This is a genomic window from Actinoplanes sp. NPDC051411 (assembly GCF_040682075.1).
GTDB lineage: Bacteria > Actinomycetota > Actinomycetes > Mycobacteriales > Micromonosporaceae > Actinoplanes.
Window position 1 is genome coordinate 168,617 of sequence record NZ_JBFBAD010000004.1, and the last position, 16,448, is coordinate 185,064.

Sequence of the window (16,448 nt, forward strand, 5' to 3'; positions counted from 1 at the left end):
CACAGGCATGGAGCTTCCGGAGTTCGCCCCGGGGATGGTCGCCCGGGTGGAATTGACCGTCACCGACGCCGACACCGCCCAGGCGCTCGGCTCGGGCGACGTGCCGGTGCTGGCCACCCCGCGGGTGCTGGCGCTCGCCGAGGCGGCCACCGTCGCCGCGACGGCCCGGCAGATGCCGGGCGGGGTCACCACGGTCGGCACCCGGGCCGAGATCGATCACCGGGCGGCCGCGACGGTCGGCCGCACGGTGATCGCGACCGCGACCCTGGCCAAGGTTGACGGCCGCAATCTGACCTTCGACGTGACCGTCCGCGAGGGCGAGCGGACGATCGCCGACGTGCGGGTCGAGCGGACGCTGCTCGACCGGCAGCGTTTCATCGAGAAGGCGCAGGGTCAGTAGTTCCAGCGGGCGGCCACCTCGTCCTGGGTCGGCATCGCGGTGGCGCCGCCCGGGCGTTCGACGACCAGGCCGGCCACGGCGAGGGCGAAGCGGACGTTGCGCTGCCAGCCGTCGAGCGTGTCCGGGAAGCCGCCGGTCAGCAGGCGGCTGATCAGGGCGGCCATCACCGAGTCGCCGGCGCCGGTGGCGTCGATCGCGTCGACGGCCGGCGTTTCGAGCATCGCGGCTCCGGCCGGGGTCGCCACGTAGGCGCCCGCCGCGCCGCAGGTCACGACCACCGCGCGGGCGCCCAGCCCGAGGATCCGGGTCGCCGCGTCGGCCGGGGCGGCCCGGTCGTAGAGCACCTCGGCGTCGGCCGAGCTGAGCTTGACCAGGTCGGCGGTGGCGAAGAACTCCTCGACCAGGGTGCGCAGGGCGTCGACCGCGGCGGCGTCGGGCAGCAGGGTCGGGCGGGCGTTGGGGTCGAAGACGCGCAGCGGGCCGGGGGTCGCCCAGGCGGCGCGGGCGGCGTCCACGAACGGCGAGCGCAGCAGGGCGATCGAGCCGGCGTAGAGCACGCTCGCGCCCTCGACCAGGCCGGGCGCGAGGTCGTCCGGGCCGAGCAGGGCGTAGGAGGGCGGCTCGCCGTAGAACGTGAAGGTCGGGTCGGCGCCCTCGAACGTGGTCACGGCCAGCGTGGTCGGCACGCTGACCCGCTTGGCCGCGCCCAGGCCGACGCCGACGTCGCGCAGGAAGGCGGCCAGGCGGTCGCCGAGCACGTCGGTGCTCAGCGAGCCCGCGAAGCGCCCGTCGCCGCCGAGCCGGGTCACGCCGACCGCGACGTTGAGCGGTCCGCCGCCGATCGCCTGGCGATAGATCAGGTCGCCGCCGGACTCGGCCTCCAGCAGGTCGACCAGCGCCTCACCCATGACCACCGCGTAACCCATGTCGCTCCTTCGGCTGGATCTTCTGCGAACAGCCTTCCGTCCGGGGGCGCGCAGCGCCAGTGCTCGCCCGACACCGGCCCGTTTGGCATGATTCAGACATGTTCTCGCGCCGTTTCGTACCGTTTGTCGCCTGTCTCGCCGTGTCCGCGTGCGGCGCAGGCACGCCGGCCGGTGCGCCGTCCGAGCCCACCCGGTCGGGAACGGCGTCGACCTGGGTGCGCTACGAGGGCGGGCCGAGCGGTGGCGCGACCAGCCCCGGCCAACTGCTCCCGGGCGAGGTCGCCGGCCCCGGTCTGGTCGCCTCGGGCACGTTCGAGCCCTACCGGCCCGGCTCGACGGCGATCACCTACGACCCCGCGGTGGTTCCGCCCGGAGCGCGGGCCCGGGTCGCGATCACCCGGACGCCCACCGGGCTGGTCGTGCGACTCACGGTCGCGGGAATGGTTCCGCGGCGACCGTACGGCGCTCATCTGCACACCCAGCCGTGCGCCGCCATGCCGGATGCCGCCGGGCCCCACTACCAGAACCGGCACGACCCGAAGACGCCGTCGGTCGACCCCTCCTATGCCAACCAGGACAACGAGGTGTGGCTGGACTTCCTCGCCGACGCGGCCGGGGCCGGCACCGCGGTGAGCCCGGAGAACTGGGCCTTCGACCCCAAGGCGCCGCCTCGCTCGCTGGTCATTCACGCCGGGACCACGCGTACGGGAATGGGCGTCGCCGGCACCGCCGGCGCCCGGGCCGCCTGCCTGACCCTCTGATCCGGCCTTCCGGTCCGACCTTCCGATCCGGCACTTTGATCTTGACCGGTCTCTGTTTTGTCGGTCCCGGGCGGTAACGTCGGGGGCGGTCGAGCATCGGAGGGAAACACATCATGGCCGAGCAGCCGAAGACGGGGTCGCACGACCCCGACTTCCCCGAGGCGTTCCTGCAGTTCATGCGCAGCGGCTGGCGCGAGGATCCGCTGGCCGTCGCGCCCGTCCCCGAGGTGCCCAACTACGCGAAGCGGCGGGCCGCGCTCTCCGACGCGTTCCCCGGCGAGACACTGATCATCCCGAGCGGCACGGAAAAGGTGCGGGCCAACGACACCGACTACCCGTTCCGCCCGGGCAGCGACTTCGTCTATCTGACCGGCGACCGCGACCCCGACTCGGTGCTGGTCATGCGCCCGAGCGGGTCCGGCCACGACGCCGTGCTCCACACCCGCCAGCGCAACTCCAAGGAGACCGACGGGTTCTTCCGCCACCGCGACGGCGAGCTCTGGATCGGCCGCACCCACACGCTGGCCGAGAAGTCGACCGAGCTGGGCATCGACACCGCCCCGCTGGGCGCGCTCGGCCCGGCCCTGGCCCACAGCGCGCCCGGCCGCACCCGGGTGCTGCGCGGCCTCGACGCCAACGTCGACCGCACCGTGCTGGCCTATGAGCCCGACCGCGAGAAGCCGCGCGACCGCGAGCTGGCCTGGACCATCTCCGAGCTCAAGCTGATCAAGGACGAGTGGGAGATCGCCCAGCTGCAGGAGGCGATCGACGCGACCGTCCACGGCTTCGAGGACGTGGTGCGCGTGCTCCCGGCCGACCGCGCGGTCAAGGAGCGGCTACTCGAGGGCGTCTTCGGCCTGCGGGCGCGGCACGACGGCAACGACGTCGGCTACGGCTCGATCGTCGGCGCGGGCGCCCACGCGACGATCCTCCACTGGGTGCGCAACACCGGCACGACCAAGCCGGGCGAGCTGCTCCTGATGGACATGGGAGTCGAGGGCAACCACTTCTACACCGCCGACGTCACCCGCACGGTGCCGGTGTCCGGGCAGTTCACGCCGCTGCAGCGCCAGGTCTACGACATCGTCCACGCCGCGCAGCAGGCCGGCATCGACTTCATCCGGCCGGGCGTCCTCTACAAGGACATCCACCGGACCTGCATGCGCGTGCTCGCCGAGGGCCTGCACGACCTGGGCCTGCTCCCGGTCTCGGTCGACGAGGCGATGAGCGAGGAGAGCACGATCTACCGCCGGTGGACGCTGCACAGCTTCGGCCACATGCTCGGCATCGACGTGCACGACTGCTCGAAGGCGCGCAACGACAACTACCGCGACGGCACGATCGCCGAGGGCTATGTGCTGACCGTCGAGCCGGGCCTCTACTTCCAACCGGAAGACGACCTGGTGCCCGAGGAGCTGCGCGGCATCGGCGTCCGCATCGAGGACGACGTGCTGGTCACGGCCGACGGCTGCCGCAACCTGTCGGCCGGGCTGCCGCGCTCGTCGGCCGAGGTCGAACAGTGGATGGCCGCGCAGCGCTCGGCGGGCCCGCGCCTGCCCGCCTAGGAGTTCTCCGGCCCGGTCAGCACCGGCGCAGCCATCGCCCGGGGCCAGCTCGAAGCAGGCCCCGGGCCGGCCAGCCGAAGGACGAGCTCGACCGCGACCGGGTGAACTGATAACGTCGGCGGCGGCGTGACCCACGCCCAACCTCCAGCGACCGTCCCCGCAGCACGGTCTTCGGGCGGCCCGTTTTCGGGCGCTCAGCTCTTCGGAGGCAAAGGGATTCTTCGTCTCGGGTCGCTGTCCTCGTTCGCATGTTCCGGACGCTCTGATCGCGCGGGGATCGACGTGTGGAACAAGCGGAGGCCCAGCATGACAGCCAACCGGAGATTCAAGCGCCGGGTGCGTGCCCGCGCCGCCAAGACCGGCGAGTCCTACGCGGCTGCCCTGCGGCACTTCCGCACGACTCCGCGAGGAGAACCGATGCCGAAGAACCTGCGACTGTCGGTCGCCCAACTCGAGATCCAGCCCGACCCGGGCGACACCGCCGCGGTGCGCGACCGCGGCGAGCAGATCCGCCACCTCATGCGGGAGGCCCACGCCGCCCGGGCCCGCCTGTTGCACCTGCCCGAGGGCGCGCTGGCCTGCCCGAGTAAGCGGGTCATGTCGAGCACCGGTCCCGACACCATCGGCCCGGCCGACTGGGGCCGCGCCGACTGGCCGACGCTGGCCGCCGAGCTTCGGGCGATCGCGGTGCTGGCCGGGGAGTTGCGGCTGTGGACCGTGCTCGGGTCGATCCACCCGCTCACCCCGCCCCGGCGGCCGCACCTCAGCCTCTACGTGATCTCGGACGAGGGGCGGATCGCGACCCGCTACGACGAACGGTTGCTCTCCAACACGAAGGTCAGCCACATGTATACGCCGGGTTCGGAGCCGGTCACGTTCAGCGTGGACGGCGTACGGTTCGGCTGCGCTCTGGGCATGGAGGTCGCCTTCCCCGAGGTGTTCCTGGAATACGAGCGCCTCGACGTCGACTGCGTGCTCTTCTCCACCCACGGCCCCGGCACGCCGTTGAACAACGGGCCGTTCGCCCTGCAGGCCCAGGCCCTGGCCGCGGCCAACGGCTACTGGGTCAGCTACTCCGGCACCGCGCAGGACGCCCCGAACGCGTCCGCCGGGGTGATCTCCCCGCACGGTGACTGGCTCACCCGGTGCCCGGCCGATCCGCTCACCGCCCTGGCCACCACCGACCTGGATCTCGACGCCGAGAACCACGGCCGACCGTGGCGCCGGGTGGCCCGCAGCGGCCTGTACACCCGCTATCAGGCCCCGAACGACCCGAGAAGCCTCGACCGGGCCGGCCTCTGACCCCGGAGACGGGGTCGTGGCCAGTGGTCTGGCAAGGCGGTTGGCAAGGCACCGGCGCGACCATGACCCGAGGTCTACATGAGACCGGATCACGGGATGGATCGGAGAAATCATGGCCGCCAGAACTGTCAAGCGCGTGGTCGCCGGGCTCCTTGGTACGGCGATCGCCACCCTCGCCGCCGCCACACCGGCCAACGCGGCGTACTCGTACGAGTGGGATAACGGGGTTGCCGTCGGCGGGCTGGGATCGGAACAGTCCTATTGCGTCACAACCAAGTATTCGGAGGTGTGTATCCAGCCGTACGGGGACCGGATCTTCGTGATGGATCTGTCGAGTGCCGACAGCGCCTCGGCGGTCGCCCGCTGGTTCACCAGTTACGGCCGCTGGGGCACCTGCCGGAACTCTCTTGGCGCCGGGCACTGGGCGGTGTGCAACAAAGACTTCAAGGAAGGCTACTGGTTGACCGCCCGGGCCACGCAGTACGACGGCGACACCCAGGACTGGAAGGGACCCGAGTCGGGAGACCTAAACGTCCTCATGTGACGAGACCAGAAGGATGGCGGCCCTGGTCAGCCGGCCAGGGCCGCTTGCCGGGAGTGGTCGGAATATCCGGCGATCAGCGGTCCCACGTCGAGGATGAGCGCGACCTCGCCGCTGCCGAGGATCGTCGAGCCGCTGATGCATTTCACCCGGCTGAACAGCACCCCCAGCGGCTTGATCACCGTCTGCAGTTCGCCCAGCAGGCTGTCCACGACCAGGCCCGTACGCGCGCCGGACTGCTCGACGATCACCACGTTCTGCCGCCGGGCCGGTTCGCCGGGCACCCCGAAGAGCTGCCGCATCCGGATGAACGGCAGCACCTCGCCGCGCAGGTTCATGCAGTCGCGGCCCTGGGGTCCGGGCGGCAGTTCGACGCATTCGATGACCCGGTCGAGCGGCACGATGAACGACGAGTCGCCGACCCCGACCAGGAACCCGTCGATGATCGCCAGGGTGAGCGGCAGCCGGATGCGGATCGTGGTGCCGACCCCGCGGCCGGTCTCGACCTCGATCGAGCCGCGCAGGGCGGTCACGTTCCGCTTGACCACGTCCATGCCGACGCCCCGGCCGGACAGGTTGGAGATCTTGTCGGCGGTCGAGAAGCCCGGCTCGAAGATGAGGTTGTAGACCTCGGGGTCGGTCAGCGGGGTTCCCGGCGCGACCAGCTCGCGTTCGATCGCCTTGGCCAGGATCCGGTCGCGGTCGAGACCGCGGCCGTCGTCGGCCACCTCGATGACGATGTTCCCGGCGTCGTGGTACGCGTTGAGCCGCAGCGTGCCCTGCTCGTTCTTCCCGTGTTTGCGCCGCTCGCCGCCCGGTTCGATCCCGTGGTCCAGGGAGTTCCGCACGAGGTGCAGCAGCGGGTCGCTGATCCGCTCGACCAGCGCCTTGTCCATTTCGGCGTCCCCACCGGTGATGACCAGCGAGACGTCCTTGCCGAGTTCCAGGCAGACGTCGCGGACCACCCGTTCGAACCGGCGCAGGGTCGTACCGATGGGAACCATGCGCAGCGACAGCGCGCTGTGCCGCACCTCGTCGACCAGGCGCATGACCTCGGCCCGGGCCTCGGCCGCCCGTTCGGCGCCGGCCGAGCCCGGGGCGCCGGTGCTCGACTGGGCGATGACCAGCTCGCCGACCAGGTCGATCAGCTTGTCGAGGCGGGCCGCGTCGATCCGGATGGTCTGGGTGTCGTGGGAGCGGGTCTCGGTCGTCCGCCGCTGCCGGGTCAGTGCGGCGTCCACGATGGCCTTCGGCGCGAGGCCCTGTTCGACCAGGATCTCGCCGATCGGCACCGGCTGCTTGTTCTCGCGGACCGCGCGTTCCTGCTGGATGCGCAGCGCCTCGGCCATTTCCAGTTCGGTGACCGCGCCGCTGGTGACCAGCACGTCGCCGATCCGGTCGTTCTCCGGCATCGCCTTGATCGCGCGGACGTAGGCGTCGTGCTGGCTCGGGGCCGGGACGATGCGGATGTCGCTGTCCTCGCGGACGAAGTCGAAGACCGACTCGATCTCGTTCTTGGGCACCGCGGTGACCAGTTCGACCTCGAAGCCCAGGTAGCAGGACTCGGGGTCCATCTCGTCGGCCGGCGGCAGCGCGGAGGTGTCGACGGCGACCGAGGTCAGGTCGCCGAGGCTGCCGAGGTAGCGCAGGAACGACAGCGGGTCCATGCCGTTACGCAGGCAGTCCTCGCCGAAGTGGAGCGTCAGCAGCCAGGCCCGCTCCGACCTCACGGGCTCGGCGGCGGCCGGGGCGGCCAGATCGGGCGGAGACGACGACAGGTAGGGCTCGAGGCCCGACAAGAGACGCGCGCTGTCCGCGGTCAGCGAAGCCGGCGGTTCAAGGTCCCCGCCGGCGAGGGACGAGATCATCGCCGAGATGTGATCGGCGCACGGCAGCAGCGCGCTGACCAGTTCCGGGACGACCGGCAGCACTCCGTCCCGCACGGAACCCAGCACGGTCTCGACGACGTGCGTGAACTCGACCAGGTGCCGCAGCCCGAACAGCCCCGACGACCCCTTCAACGTGTGCGCCGCCCGGAACACCGCGTTGACCGTCTCCGACCCGGCCGGCTGCCCCTCCAGCTCGAGCAGCCCCTCCTCCAGCTCCTGCACCAGGTCGCGGGCCTCGGTCACGAACATGTCGAGCGCCTCGCGCATGTCGTTGTCGAGCGCCATCAGAGCACCAGACCGGTCAGGGTCAGAACCTCGGCGACGGCCGGGCTGGGATCGGAGAACTCGACCGGCACGTGCAGCCGCGCGGCCTCCTCCCGGGCCAGGAGCAGAACCTGAAGACCGGCGGTGTCCAGGTCCGGGATTCCGGACAGCTCTATCCGTACGCCCGGGGAGTCCCGTAAAGCGGCCAGCAACGTCTCCCGGTGCGAGGCCGCCGTCACGATGGTCAGCTCGTCGTCGACGGCGACCCGCCGCAGGGGCACGGGAGAAGTCATGGTTGCACCAGCTTCGCCACCGCGCTGAGCATCTGCTCGGGCTGGAACGGCTTGGTCACCCACGCCTTCGCGCCGGCCGCCTGGGCCTGCCGCTTCTTGTCCTCCTGCGACTCGGTCGTCAGCATGATGATCGGCGTGAACTTGTAGGCGGGCAGCTTCTTGGCCTCGGACACGAACGTGATGCCGTCCATGTTGGGCATGTTGACGTCGGAGATGATCAGGTGGACGCGCTGCCCGTTGAGCTTGGTCAGCGCGTCCTTGCCGTCCACGCCCGTGATCACGTCGTAGCCGGCGCCCTTGAGCGCGATGCTCACGACCTGTCGGACCGACGCGGAGTCGTCCACGATCAGAATGGTCTTGCCCATGGTCGTCTCCTAGAAGAACGTGATTTCGGATGCGGACACCTCGGCGGCCGACCCGGAACTGTGTGTCTGGTGCTCCTCGGCCATCGTGTATTTCGACGAGAGCTCCTCGAGCAGCCCGCGGGCGTCGAGCGGCGTACGGCCGGCCGCGGCGGACGCCGCGACCTGCGGGAACCGGTCGATGTTGTCCCGCAGATGCTCGAGCATCTGGTTGACGCGGTCCTGGAACTGCAGGTTGACGATCGATTCGCTGATCTCGCCGCGGATGCCGACCGCGGCCGACTCCAGCTGCTGCGAGTTCTCCCGCATGCGCGACAGCATCGTCATCAGGTCGTCGAGCACGGCCTGCACCTCGCCGTTGGCGTGGGCGACCGCGTTGTCCTCGCGTTCGGCGCTCTCCTCGGCGTTGCTCAGCACCCCGGTGATGGCCTGAGCCACCCGGTCGACCTTCTCGACCATGCGCTCGCTGGTGTTCTGCGACCGGTCGGCGAGCTGGCGGACCTCCAGCGCGACGACCCCGAACGCGGCACCGACCGTACCCACCCGCTGGGCCTCGATCGCCGCGTTGAGGGCGAGCAGGTTGGTCTGGGCGGCGATGCGGGTGACCTCGCCCGACATCTGCCGCAACTCCTCGTTGAGGCTGAGCAGCGAGTGCAGCTCCTCGAGGGCCTGCCGCTTCACCGTCAGCGCCTGGTCGAGCGTGCCGACCACGTCGCCCAGGCGCTCCCGGCTGCGGTCGAACGCGCCGCCCGTACCCGGATCGAGCGCGCCGGACGACGTGGTCAGCACCGAGTCGAGGTTCTCGACGATGCCGGCGAACGTCTCGGTGAGGCGCCCGACCGCGGTTTCCATCTGGTCGCGCGACGAGTCGATCTGCCCCGCCCACACCGGCGCGACCGCGTCGGCGAACTCGGTGACACTCTCCGCGTACTGATCGCGTCGCACCGGCGGGGCGACGACGAGTGGACTGCTCCGGCGGCCCCGCACCAGATAGCCTGCGCCGAAGCCCAGCGCCAGCGCGATTACCGCGACGACCAGTTCAACCATGCTGGTTGATCACCTCCGCGATCTGTAGAAGCGGGGACTCACGGTCGACCGCGCCGAGCGCGACCGCCTCCCGGGGCATTCCGTGCACCACGCAGGTCGCCTCGTCCTGGGCGACCGTGTAGGCGCCGGCCTTGTGCATCTCGAGCAGACCGCGGGCGCCGTCGTCACCCATCCCGGTCATGATCACGCCGAGCGCGGCCGGCCCGGCCACCTTGGCGACCGACCGGAACAACACGTCGACCGAGGGCCGGTGCCGGTTGACCGGCGGGCCGTCGAAGACGCGTACGCGGTAGTGGTTGTCCGGCCGGACGACCTCCAGGTGCCGGCCGCCCGGCGCGACCAGCACGTGACCGGGCACGACCGGGTCGCCGTCCTGGGCCTCGGACACCCGGACCCGGCACATGGTGTCGAGGCGGGCGGCGAACGCGGCGGTGAACTTCTCCGGCATGTGCTGCACCACGACCACGCCGGTCCCGCTCGGCAGCAGCGCGGGCAGCACCTTCTCGAGCGCCTGGGTTCCGCCGGTCGAGGTGCCGATCGCAACGAGGCGGTCCTGCGTCGTGGCCGGCCGGATCGGGGCCGCCGGCGCCGTCGTGGTCCGGCCCGGCAACGCGGCTCCGGCCATTGCCGGGACCGGTTTCGCCGTACGCCGCTGGCCCGCGGCCGCCGCCGCCCGCACCGCCGACACGATGTCGGCGCTGTCATCCTCGATGAATCTCTTCAGTCCCGTCTCCGGCTTGGCGATGACCGCGACCGCCCCGGCGGCCAGCGCCTCCAGCGAGATGTCGGCGTTGCGCTGAGTCAGCGTCGAGCAGATGACGACCGGCGTCGGGCGGACCGACATGATCTTCTTGAGGAACGTGAGCCCGTCCATCCGCGGCATCTCGAGGTCGAGCACCACCACGTCGGGCCAGGCCTTGTTCATGTGCTCCATGGCGAAGATCGGGTCGGGCACCGCGCCGATCACCTCGATGCCCGGGCTCTCCCGCAGGCGGCCCGACAGCACCTGCCGGACGACCGCCGAGTCGTCCACGATCAGCACCCCGATGCGCTCACTCATGCTGAAGCCCGGCCCGGGATGCCGACCGAGCGCACCCAGACCGCCCCGGTCGCGATTTCGAAGATCAGGCGGCGGGGACCGACACCGCCGAGGTTGCGGGAGCTGAGGATGAAGCCGTGGCGCTCCAGCAGTTCCCGCCCCGAGTTGATGTTGCGGCCTGCCACGTCGAGCGCCGACGGGCGGCTCAGGTGCGGGAACTGCTCGCTGCCACCGAACATCTTCACCTCGTACTCGGAAACCGCGGTGCCGGTCCGGCGCATGTCCCGCAGGAAGAGGGCGACGGCGCCGTCCGCGTAGCGGGCGTCCGGCGACCCCTCGAGATGGGCGTGGCGCGCCGGGAGCATGTAGTGGCACATGCCGCCGATCCGCCGGGCCGGATGCCAGGCGGTGATCGACACGCACGAGCCGAGCACGGTGTGGATCCGGGAGCCGTCGTCGCCGAACCAGTAGTCGCCGGGGTGCAGGAAGATGTCGGTCACGACTCGTCCAGCCGGTAGATCGACGGCTCGACCATGCGCAGCCGCGACGGGATCGAGTTGAGCGACTCCGAGCTGCCGATGATCAGGTGACCGCCCGGGACCAGCCGCTCGACCAGTCGCGGCACCAGGTCGCGCTTGGTGTCGATGTCGAAATAGATCATCACGTTGCGCAGCATGATCACGTCGAACCGGCCCAGCTGCCGGAAGTCCCCGATCAGGTTGAGGCAGTGGAACTGCACACGGGACCGCAGCTCGCGGGTCACGGTCATCAGCCCCTCGTATTCCTCGCGGCCTCGGAGGCCGAACCGGCGCAGCAGCGGCCGGGGGATCCGCTCGGCCGCCGCGACCGGGTAGAGCCCGGCCCGCGCGCCCTCGACGACCCGGGTGGAGATGTCGGTGCCGACGATCTCCCACGAACCGCTCGGCAGCGTGTCGGCGAGCACCATGGCGGCCGTGTACGCCTCCTCCCCGGTCGAACTGGCCGCGCTCCAGAGCCGGAACAGCCGCCCGGCCGGCTGTTTCGGGAGCACCTCGCGCCGCAGGTACTCGAAGTGCTGCGCCTCGCGGAAGAAGAACGTCTCGTTGGTCGTCAGCAGGTTGATCATCTGGTGCAGCTCGACCTCGTTGCCGCGCTCGCGCAGCAGGCGCACGTACTCGCCGTAGCCGCCGAGGCCGAGCGCCCGGATCCGCTTGTCGAGCCGGCTCGACACCAGGGCCTCCTTGCCCGGTGCGAGCCGGATGCCGGTGTGGTCGTGCAGCACCCCGGTGATGTATTCGAAGTCGGCCCGGGAGATCGTCCGCGGGGCCAGGTCGGGGGCGGTCACGGCGGCTCGGACCCGACCGGGACGCCACCGCCCTCCGTCGGAGCCGACTCCTGGGCAAGGTCGCTGAGCCGCACCATGTCACTGATCGACAGGACGTGGCTGATGTCCAGCAGGATGAGGAAGTCGTCATCCCGGCGCGCCATGCCACTGATGTAGTCGGCCCGGATCCCGGCCCCGAACGCGGGCGCCGGCTCGATGTCGCTCGGCGCGAGCGTGACGACCTTGGTCGCGGAGTCGACCAGGATGCCGATGTCCTGCCCGTCGGCCAGCCCTTTGCCGTCGCCGTCCAGATCGGCCATCTCGGCCAGCGCCGGATCCTGAATGTGCACGATGATGATGCTGGTGCGACGGCCGATCACCGTGCTGCCGCGGGCGAACCGGATCGCGATGTCGATGACCGGCACCGCCCGGCCCCGCAGGTTGATCACGCCGCGGATGAAGTCAGGCATCATCGGCACCACGGTCAACGGGCGGTACTCGATGATCTCCGTGACGTGGAAGATGTCGAGGGCGTACGCCTCCCCGTTGAGCGTGAACGTGAGGTACCGACCGGCCTCGGTAACCGTACTCATCGGTGGCCCCCTCTCCCCGCGCCGTTTCATTCGATCAGATTGTTCGGGGCGCTGCCGAGAATCGACAAAGTTCCGGCATATCCCGATCGGCGCGTCGATAAGCTGGCCTGGTCGCGGCGGGGGTGCCCGGCAGTTCAGTTCCGCTTCTGTTCGGTAAAGGAAGTGTCTTCCCATGACAGATTCGGCGGAAGCACGCCATCACGGCCGATCCGGGTTCCGCGACCTGCCGGTCGCCTGGAAACTACGCGGACTGGCGAGCGTCGTCTGCGTATTGCTGATCGCGGTGGGGCTGGTGGGAATCATCCAGCTCGGCAGCACCCAGGATCGGCTCTCCCACCTCTACAACCGCAACCTGCACGATGTGCGGCTGCTCGGTGAGGTCGCCACCGACTACAAGGACGTCCGGCTGCAGATGCGCGCGGTCGCCCTGGCCGGCAGCACCGAGATCGACACCGCGCTGACCGCCCTCGACTCGTCCATCACGACGCTGGACCAAGCGTGGGGGACGTTCTCAACGGGCGCTTCCACGGACGCCGATCAGCAGGCATTCGTGAGCGCGTGGGCAACCTACAAGAAATTGGCGACCGACAAACTCCGGCCGCTCGCCGTAGCGAATCGGATCCCCGAATTCAACCAGGTCATCAGCACGCAGGTAAATCCGGTGGCCACGGCGATCGACGCCGCGCTGACCAATCTCGTCGAAAAGGACGACACCGCGGCCAAGGCCTCATTGGACTCGTCCGCCAGTGCCTACTCGAAGGCGCGAACCATCCTGATCGTCCTCATTGTCATCGCGCTGCTGCTCACGTTCGGGCTCGTGCAGTTCATCACCCGCTCGATCGCCGGGCCGCTGCGCGACACCGTCACCGTGCTCACCGCGCTCGCCCAGGGCCGGCTCGACCAGCGGGTGCGCGTCAGCGCCCGGGACGAGGTGGGCCGGATGGGCACCGCCCTCAACAGCGCCCTCGCCCGCCTCGGCGAGACGGTCAGCACGGTCGTCGAGTCGGCGTCCCAGCTCAACAGCGCGTCGCTGCAGATCAGCGGCGCCTCGCAGAGCTTGTCCCAGGCCGCGACCGAGCAGGCGGCGAGCGTCGAGGAGACGACCGCGAGCGTCGAGCAGATGACCGCCGGCATCAGCCAGAACAGCGACAACGCCCGGGCCACCGAGGGCATCGCCGCGACCACGGCGGCCGAGGCCCAGGAGGGCGGCGACGCGGTTACCCGTACGGTGACCGCGATGAAGGAGATCACCAGCAAGATCGGGATCATCGACGACATCGCGTTCCAGACCAACATGCTCGCCCTCAACGCGACGATCGAGGCAGCGCGGGCGGGCGAGCACGGCAAGGGCTTCGCGGTCGTCGCGTCGGAGGTCGGCAAGCTGGCCGAACGCAGCCAGATCGCGGCCCAGGAGATCAGCGAACTGGCGGCCGGAAGCGTGCAGACCGCGGAACGGGCCGGCGACCTGCTGTCCACCATGATTCCGAGCATCATCCGGACGTCCGACCTGGTGCAGGAGATCGCGGCGGCGAGCGGGGAGCAGTCGACCGGCGTACGCCAGATCAACATCGCGATGACCCAGATCGGCAAGGTCACCGAGCAGACCGCGTCGTCGAGCGAGGAACTGGCGGCCACCGCGCAGGAGATGTCGGCCCAGACCGCGCAGCTCACGGCCCTGATGGACTTCTTCCACACCGGAGGGTCGCACCGGCCGTCGGTCGCCCGCACGCCGGAGCCGGCCAACTCGCGCGGCGGCTGGGGCAACGAGGCCTACCGCAGCGGGTGGGACCGCGGCAGCTCGTTCAACGAGAACTCGACGCCGCCCGCGCTGAGCGCGGCCGGCCCCCAGAACGCCGACCTGGAAGCGAAATTCGACCGCTTCTAGAACAATGGCCGGGTGACTTGGCGACCGGCGGTCCGAGTGGTCTGCGTCGACGACCGACATCGTGTGCTGTTGATGTGCTGGCGCGATCCGGCCGACGGCCATCTGGTCTGGGAGCCACCCGGCGGCGGCATCGAGGACGGCGAAAGCCCGATCGACACCGCCCGCCGCGAGCTCACCGAGGAGACCGGCCTGCCCGGGTCGGCGGTCCGCGAGCGCGCGGTGCCGGTCCACCGCCACATCCAGTGGAACGGCAGGCTCTACGACGGCGAGGAAGAGTTCTTCCTCGCCGTCTTCGACGAAACGCCGGCCATCGGCCGCGAGGGCCTCACGGATTACGAGTCGGAGTGGCTCGTGGAGCACGCCTGGTTCCCGTGGAAGGAACTCCCGGAGGGCGTCGAGCCACCCGAACTGCTCGACGCCCTGTCCCGGCTCGCCCCGGCCGGCCCCTGGGCAACCTGACCACCCGCCCCGGCTATGCGGCCGGCGCCGCTGGGTGATCCGACACGTGGCGGCCGGCCAGCCCGTAGGCCACGGCCAGCGCCCTCGCACTCGGGTCAGGCGCGGGAGGAGGCGACCGTCCGCCCGTACTCGGTCTCCGGGAAGCGCGCGAGCGCCTCCCGCACCGAGGCCTCGTCGAAGTTGGCGCCGAACAGCTCGGTGCCCGGCTGCATCCGCACGCCCGCCGCCAGCGGCCCGGCGATCACCGGATCGAAACCGAGCGCGTCGACCAGACGAGCAACCTCCTCGGCTGCGGAGGGCTCGCCGGCGATGGCGATCGCCTTGCGCCCCGGCGTGCCCGGCGGCGACGCCGAGCCGTCAAGATCGTGGTAGCCCATGTGGTTGAAGCCCTTCACGACCCGTGACTCCGGCAGGAACGACTGCACGATCTCGCTCGACGACGTACGCGGATCGGTGAGGTCGTCGCGGATGCCGTCGATCTCCCACCAGTAGTTCATGGCGTCGACGACCAGCTTGCCCCGCAACTGCTCGACCGGCAGCTCCGTGTACTTGCCGAGCGGCAGCGCCAGCACCACGATGTCCGCCTCCGCGGCGGCCGACTCGGCGGTCGCCGCGGTCGCGCCGGGCGCCAGCACCGACACGATCAGCGCGATCTTCTGCGGGTCGCCGGAGCCGGCGATCAGCACCCGATAGCCGGCCGCGACCGCCAGCCGGGCCAGCACGGTGCCGACCTTGCCCGCTCCGAGGATGCCGAGGGTGGTCATGACGCGGCGATCTCTCGAACCATGGGCATGACCTTCTCACCGAAGAGCTCGACGTTGCGCATCCGGGCGTCGACCGACTGGGCGCCGGCGGTGTAGATCATGTCGAAGCGGCCGACGCCGAGCGTCTTGACCGCCTGGCCGATGCGGCGGCCGACGGTGTCCGGCGAGCCGACGTAGAGCGAGCCGTTCACGATCTCGGACTCGAACTCGGAGCGGCGCAGGGGCGGCCAGCCGCGCAGGGCGCCGATCCGGTCGCGCTGCACCTTGTACGCCGGGTAGAACGCTTCCTTCGCCTCCTCGTCGGTGTCGGCGACGAAGCCGGGCGAGTGCATGCCGACCGGGTGGGCGACCGTGCCGAGCTGCTCGGCGGCCCGCTGGTACAGATCGACGTAAGGTGCGAATCGGTCGGCGGGACCACCGATGATCGCGAGCATGAGGGGCAGACCGTGCCGGGCGGTGCGGACCACCGACTGTGGCGAGCCGCCGACTCCGACCCAGGTGGTGAGCCGGCCCGACTCGGTGTGCGGGAAGACGGACGCGTTTTCCAGAGACGGCCGCGTGGTTCCACTCCACGTCACCGGCTTCTCGTCGAGCAGCTTGACGAACAGGTCGAGCTTCTCCTCGAAGAGCACGTCGTAGTCCGACAGGTCGTAGCCGAACAGCGGGAACGACTCGGTGAACGAGCCCCGCCCGAGGATCGCCTCGGCGCGGCCGTTGGACAGCGCGTCGACGGTGGCGAAGCGCTGGAAGACCCGGACCGGGTCGTCCGAGCTGAGCACGGTGACGCCGGACGCCAGCCGGATGCGCGACGTGCGGGAGGCGATGCCGGCCAGGACGGTCTCGGGCGTGGTGATCGAGTATTCGGGGCGGTGGTGCTCGCCCAGCGCGATCACGTCGATGCCGAGCTGGTCGGCCAGCACGGCCTCGTCGACGACCTGCCGGATCGCGACGGCGTGCGAGACGGGTGCGCCGGAGCTGTCGACCGGCACGTCACCGAAGGTGTCGAGCCCGATCTGGAGGTCGGCCATGGTTATCTCCCCGGTGGTGATTGACGT

At 70.4% G+C, this 16,448-nt stretch carries 18 protein-coding genes; 7 read left to right on the forward strand and 11 right to left on the reverse strand.

Features of this window, described 5'->3' with window-relative positions:
• Positions 1-7 precede the first annotated feature (7 nt).
• Positions 8-400 carry a hotdog domain-containing protein gene (locus AB0M88_RS03715; protein WP_364094847.1) on the forward strand — a complete coding sequence of 131 codons (393 nt, stop codon included), beginning with the start codon at positions 8-10 and terminating at the stop codon, positions 398-400.
• Here the strand turns inward: AB0M88_RS03715 and AB0M88_RS03720 are convergent.
• Entirely contained in the window at positions 394-1,326 is a 933-nt protein-coding gene (locus tag AB0M88_RS03720) for a carbohydrate kinase (RefSeq protein WP_364094849.1), read from the reverse strand. The two genes, AB0M88_RS03715 and AB0M88_RS03720, sit on opposite strands and share 7 nt — an antisense overlap.
• A gap of 98 nt (positions 1,327-1,424) precedes the next feature.
• Here AB0M88_RS03720 and AB0M88_RS03725 point away from each other — a divergent pair, with 98 nt between their 5' ends.
• From AB0M88_RS03725 to AB0M88_RS03740, 4 genes are all read left to right on the forward strand, one after another.
• Positions 1,425-2,087, forward strand: a complete 663-nt coding sequence (locus AB0M88_RS03725) for a hypothetical protein (RefSeq protein WP_364094850.1) — start codon at positions 1,425-1,427, stop codon at positions 2,085-2,087.
• A gap of 113 nt (positions 2,088-2,200) precedes the next feature.
• Positions 2,201-3,652, forward strand: a complete 1,452-nt coding sequence (locus tag AB0M88_RS03730) for an aminopeptidase P family protein (protein ID WP_364094853.1) — start codon at positions 2,201-2,203, stop codon at positions 3,650-3,652.
• Between the two features lie 306 nt (positions 3,653-3,958).
• Positions 3,959-4,954, forward strand: a complete 996-nt coding sequence (locus AB0M88_RS03735; protein WP_364094856.1) for a carbon-nitrogen hydrolase family protein — start codon at positions 3,959-3,961, stop codon at positions 4,952-4,954.
• Positions 4,955-5,066: 112 nt separating this feature from the next.
• Positions 5,067-5,498: a hypothetical protein gene (locus tag AB0M88_RS03740; RefSeq protein WP_364094859.1), complete on the forward strand. Its 432-nt coding sequence runs from the start codon at positions 5,067-5,069 to the stop codon at positions 5,496-5,498.
• Between the two features lie 26 nt (positions 5,499-5,524).
• On the opposite strand, the gene AB0M88_RS03745 is transcribed toward AB0M88_RS03740, so the two are convergent.
• From AB0M88_RS03745 to AB0M88_RS03780, 8 genes are read right to left on the reverse strand one after another with little or no spacing between them, the layout of a single operon-like run.
• Positions 5,525-7,669 (reverse strand): chemotaxis protein CheA, encoded by a 2,145-nt coding sequence (locus AB0M88_RS03745; RefSeq protein ID WP_364094862.1) that lies wholly within the window; start codon positions 7,667-7,669, stop codon positions 5,525-5,527.
• Entirely contained in the window at positions 7,669-7,941 is a 273-nt protein-coding gene (locus AB0M88_RS03750; protein WP_364094864.1) for an STAS domain-containing protein, read from the reverse strand. The genes AB0M88_RS03745 and AB0M88_RS03750 overlap by 1 nt, the downstream gene beginning before the upstream one ends.
• Positions 7,938-8,306 (reverse strand): response regulator, encoded by a 369-nt coding sequence (locus AB0M88_RS03755; protein ID WP_364094867.1) that lies wholly within the window; start codon positions 8,304-8,306, stop codon positions 7,938-7,940. Before AB0M88_RS03755 ends, AB0M88_RS03750 begins: the two co-directional genes overlap by 4 nt.
• Before the next feature lie 9 nt (positions 8,307-8,315).
• On the reverse strand, positions 8,316-9,350 hold the full coding sequence (locus tag AB0M88_RS03760) for a methyl-accepting chemotaxis protein (protein WP_364094870.1): 1,035 nt from the start codon (positions 9,348-9,350) through the stop codon (positions 8,316-8,318).
• Complete coding sequence (locus tag AB0M88_RS03765) at positions 9,343-10,410, reverse strand: chemotaxis response regulator protein-glutamate methylesterase (protein WP_364094873.1); 1,068 nt, start codon at positions 10,408-10,410, stop codon at positions 9,343-9,345. The genes AB0M88_RS03760 and AB0M88_RS03765 overlap by 8 nt, the downstream gene beginning before the upstream one ends.
• On the reverse strand, positions 10,407-10,889 hold the full coding sequence (locus tag AB0M88_RS03770; RefSeq protein WP_364094876.1) for a chemotaxis protein CheD: 483 nt from the start codon (positions 10,887-10,889) through the stop codon (positions 10,407-10,409). The genes AB0M88_RS03765 and AB0M88_RS03770 overlap by 4 nt, the downstream gene beginning before the upstream one ends.
• On the reverse strand, positions 10,886-11,713 hold the full coding sequence (locus AB0M88_RS03775; protein ID WP_364094879.1) for a CheR family methyltransferase: 828 nt from the start codon (positions 11,711-11,713) through the stop codon (positions 10,886-10,888). The genes AB0M88_RS03770 and AB0M88_RS03775 overlap by 4 nt, the downstream gene beginning before the upstream one ends.
• Entirely contained in the window at positions 11,710-12,285 is a 576-nt protein-coding gene (locus AB0M88_RS03780) for a chemotaxis protein CheW (RefSeq protein ID WP_364094881.1), read from the reverse strand. The genes AB0M88_RS03775 and AB0M88_RS03780 overlap by 4 nt, the downstream gene beginning before the upstream one ends.
• A 172-nt stretch (positions 12,286-12,457) precedes the next feature.
• Here AB0M88_RS03780 and AB0M88_RS03785 point away from each other — a divergent pair, with 172 nt between their 5' ends.
• On the forward strand, positions 12,458-14,170 hold the full coding sequence (locus AB0M88_RS03785) for a methyl-accepting chemotaxis protein (protein WP_364094884.1): 1,713 nt from the start codon (positions 12,458-12,460) through the stop codon (positions 14,168-14,170).
• 12 nt (positions 14,171-14,182) lie between these two features.
• A complete protein-coding gene (locus tag AB0M88_RS03790) occupies positions 14,183-14,629 on the forward strand; it encodes an NUDIX domain-containing protein (protein ID WP_364094887.1) in 447 nt (148 codons plus the stop codon).
• A gap of 95 nt (positions 14,630-14,724) precedes the next feature.
• Here AB0M88_RS03790 and AB0M88_RS03795 read toward each other — a convergent pair whose 3' ends face one another.
• Together AB0M88_RS03795 and AB0M88_RS03800 are read right to left on the reverse strand one after the other, a co-directional pair.
• Positions 14,725-15,393, reverse strand: coding sequence for an NAD(P)-binding domain-containing protein (locus tag AB0M88_RS03795; protein ID WP_364094890.1), 669 nt, complete (start codon positions 15,391-15,393; stop codon positions 14,725-14,727).
• Positions 15,390-16,421, reverse strand: a complete 1,032-nt coding sequence (locus AB0M88_RS03800; RefSeq protein ID WP_364094893.1) for an LLM class flavin-dependent oxidoreductase — start codon at positions 16,419-16,421, stop codon at positions 15,390-15,392. The genes AB0M88_RS03795 and AB0M88_RS03800 overlap by 4 nt, the downstream gene beginning before the upstream one ends.
• Positions 16,422-16,448 lie beyond the last annotated feature (27 nt).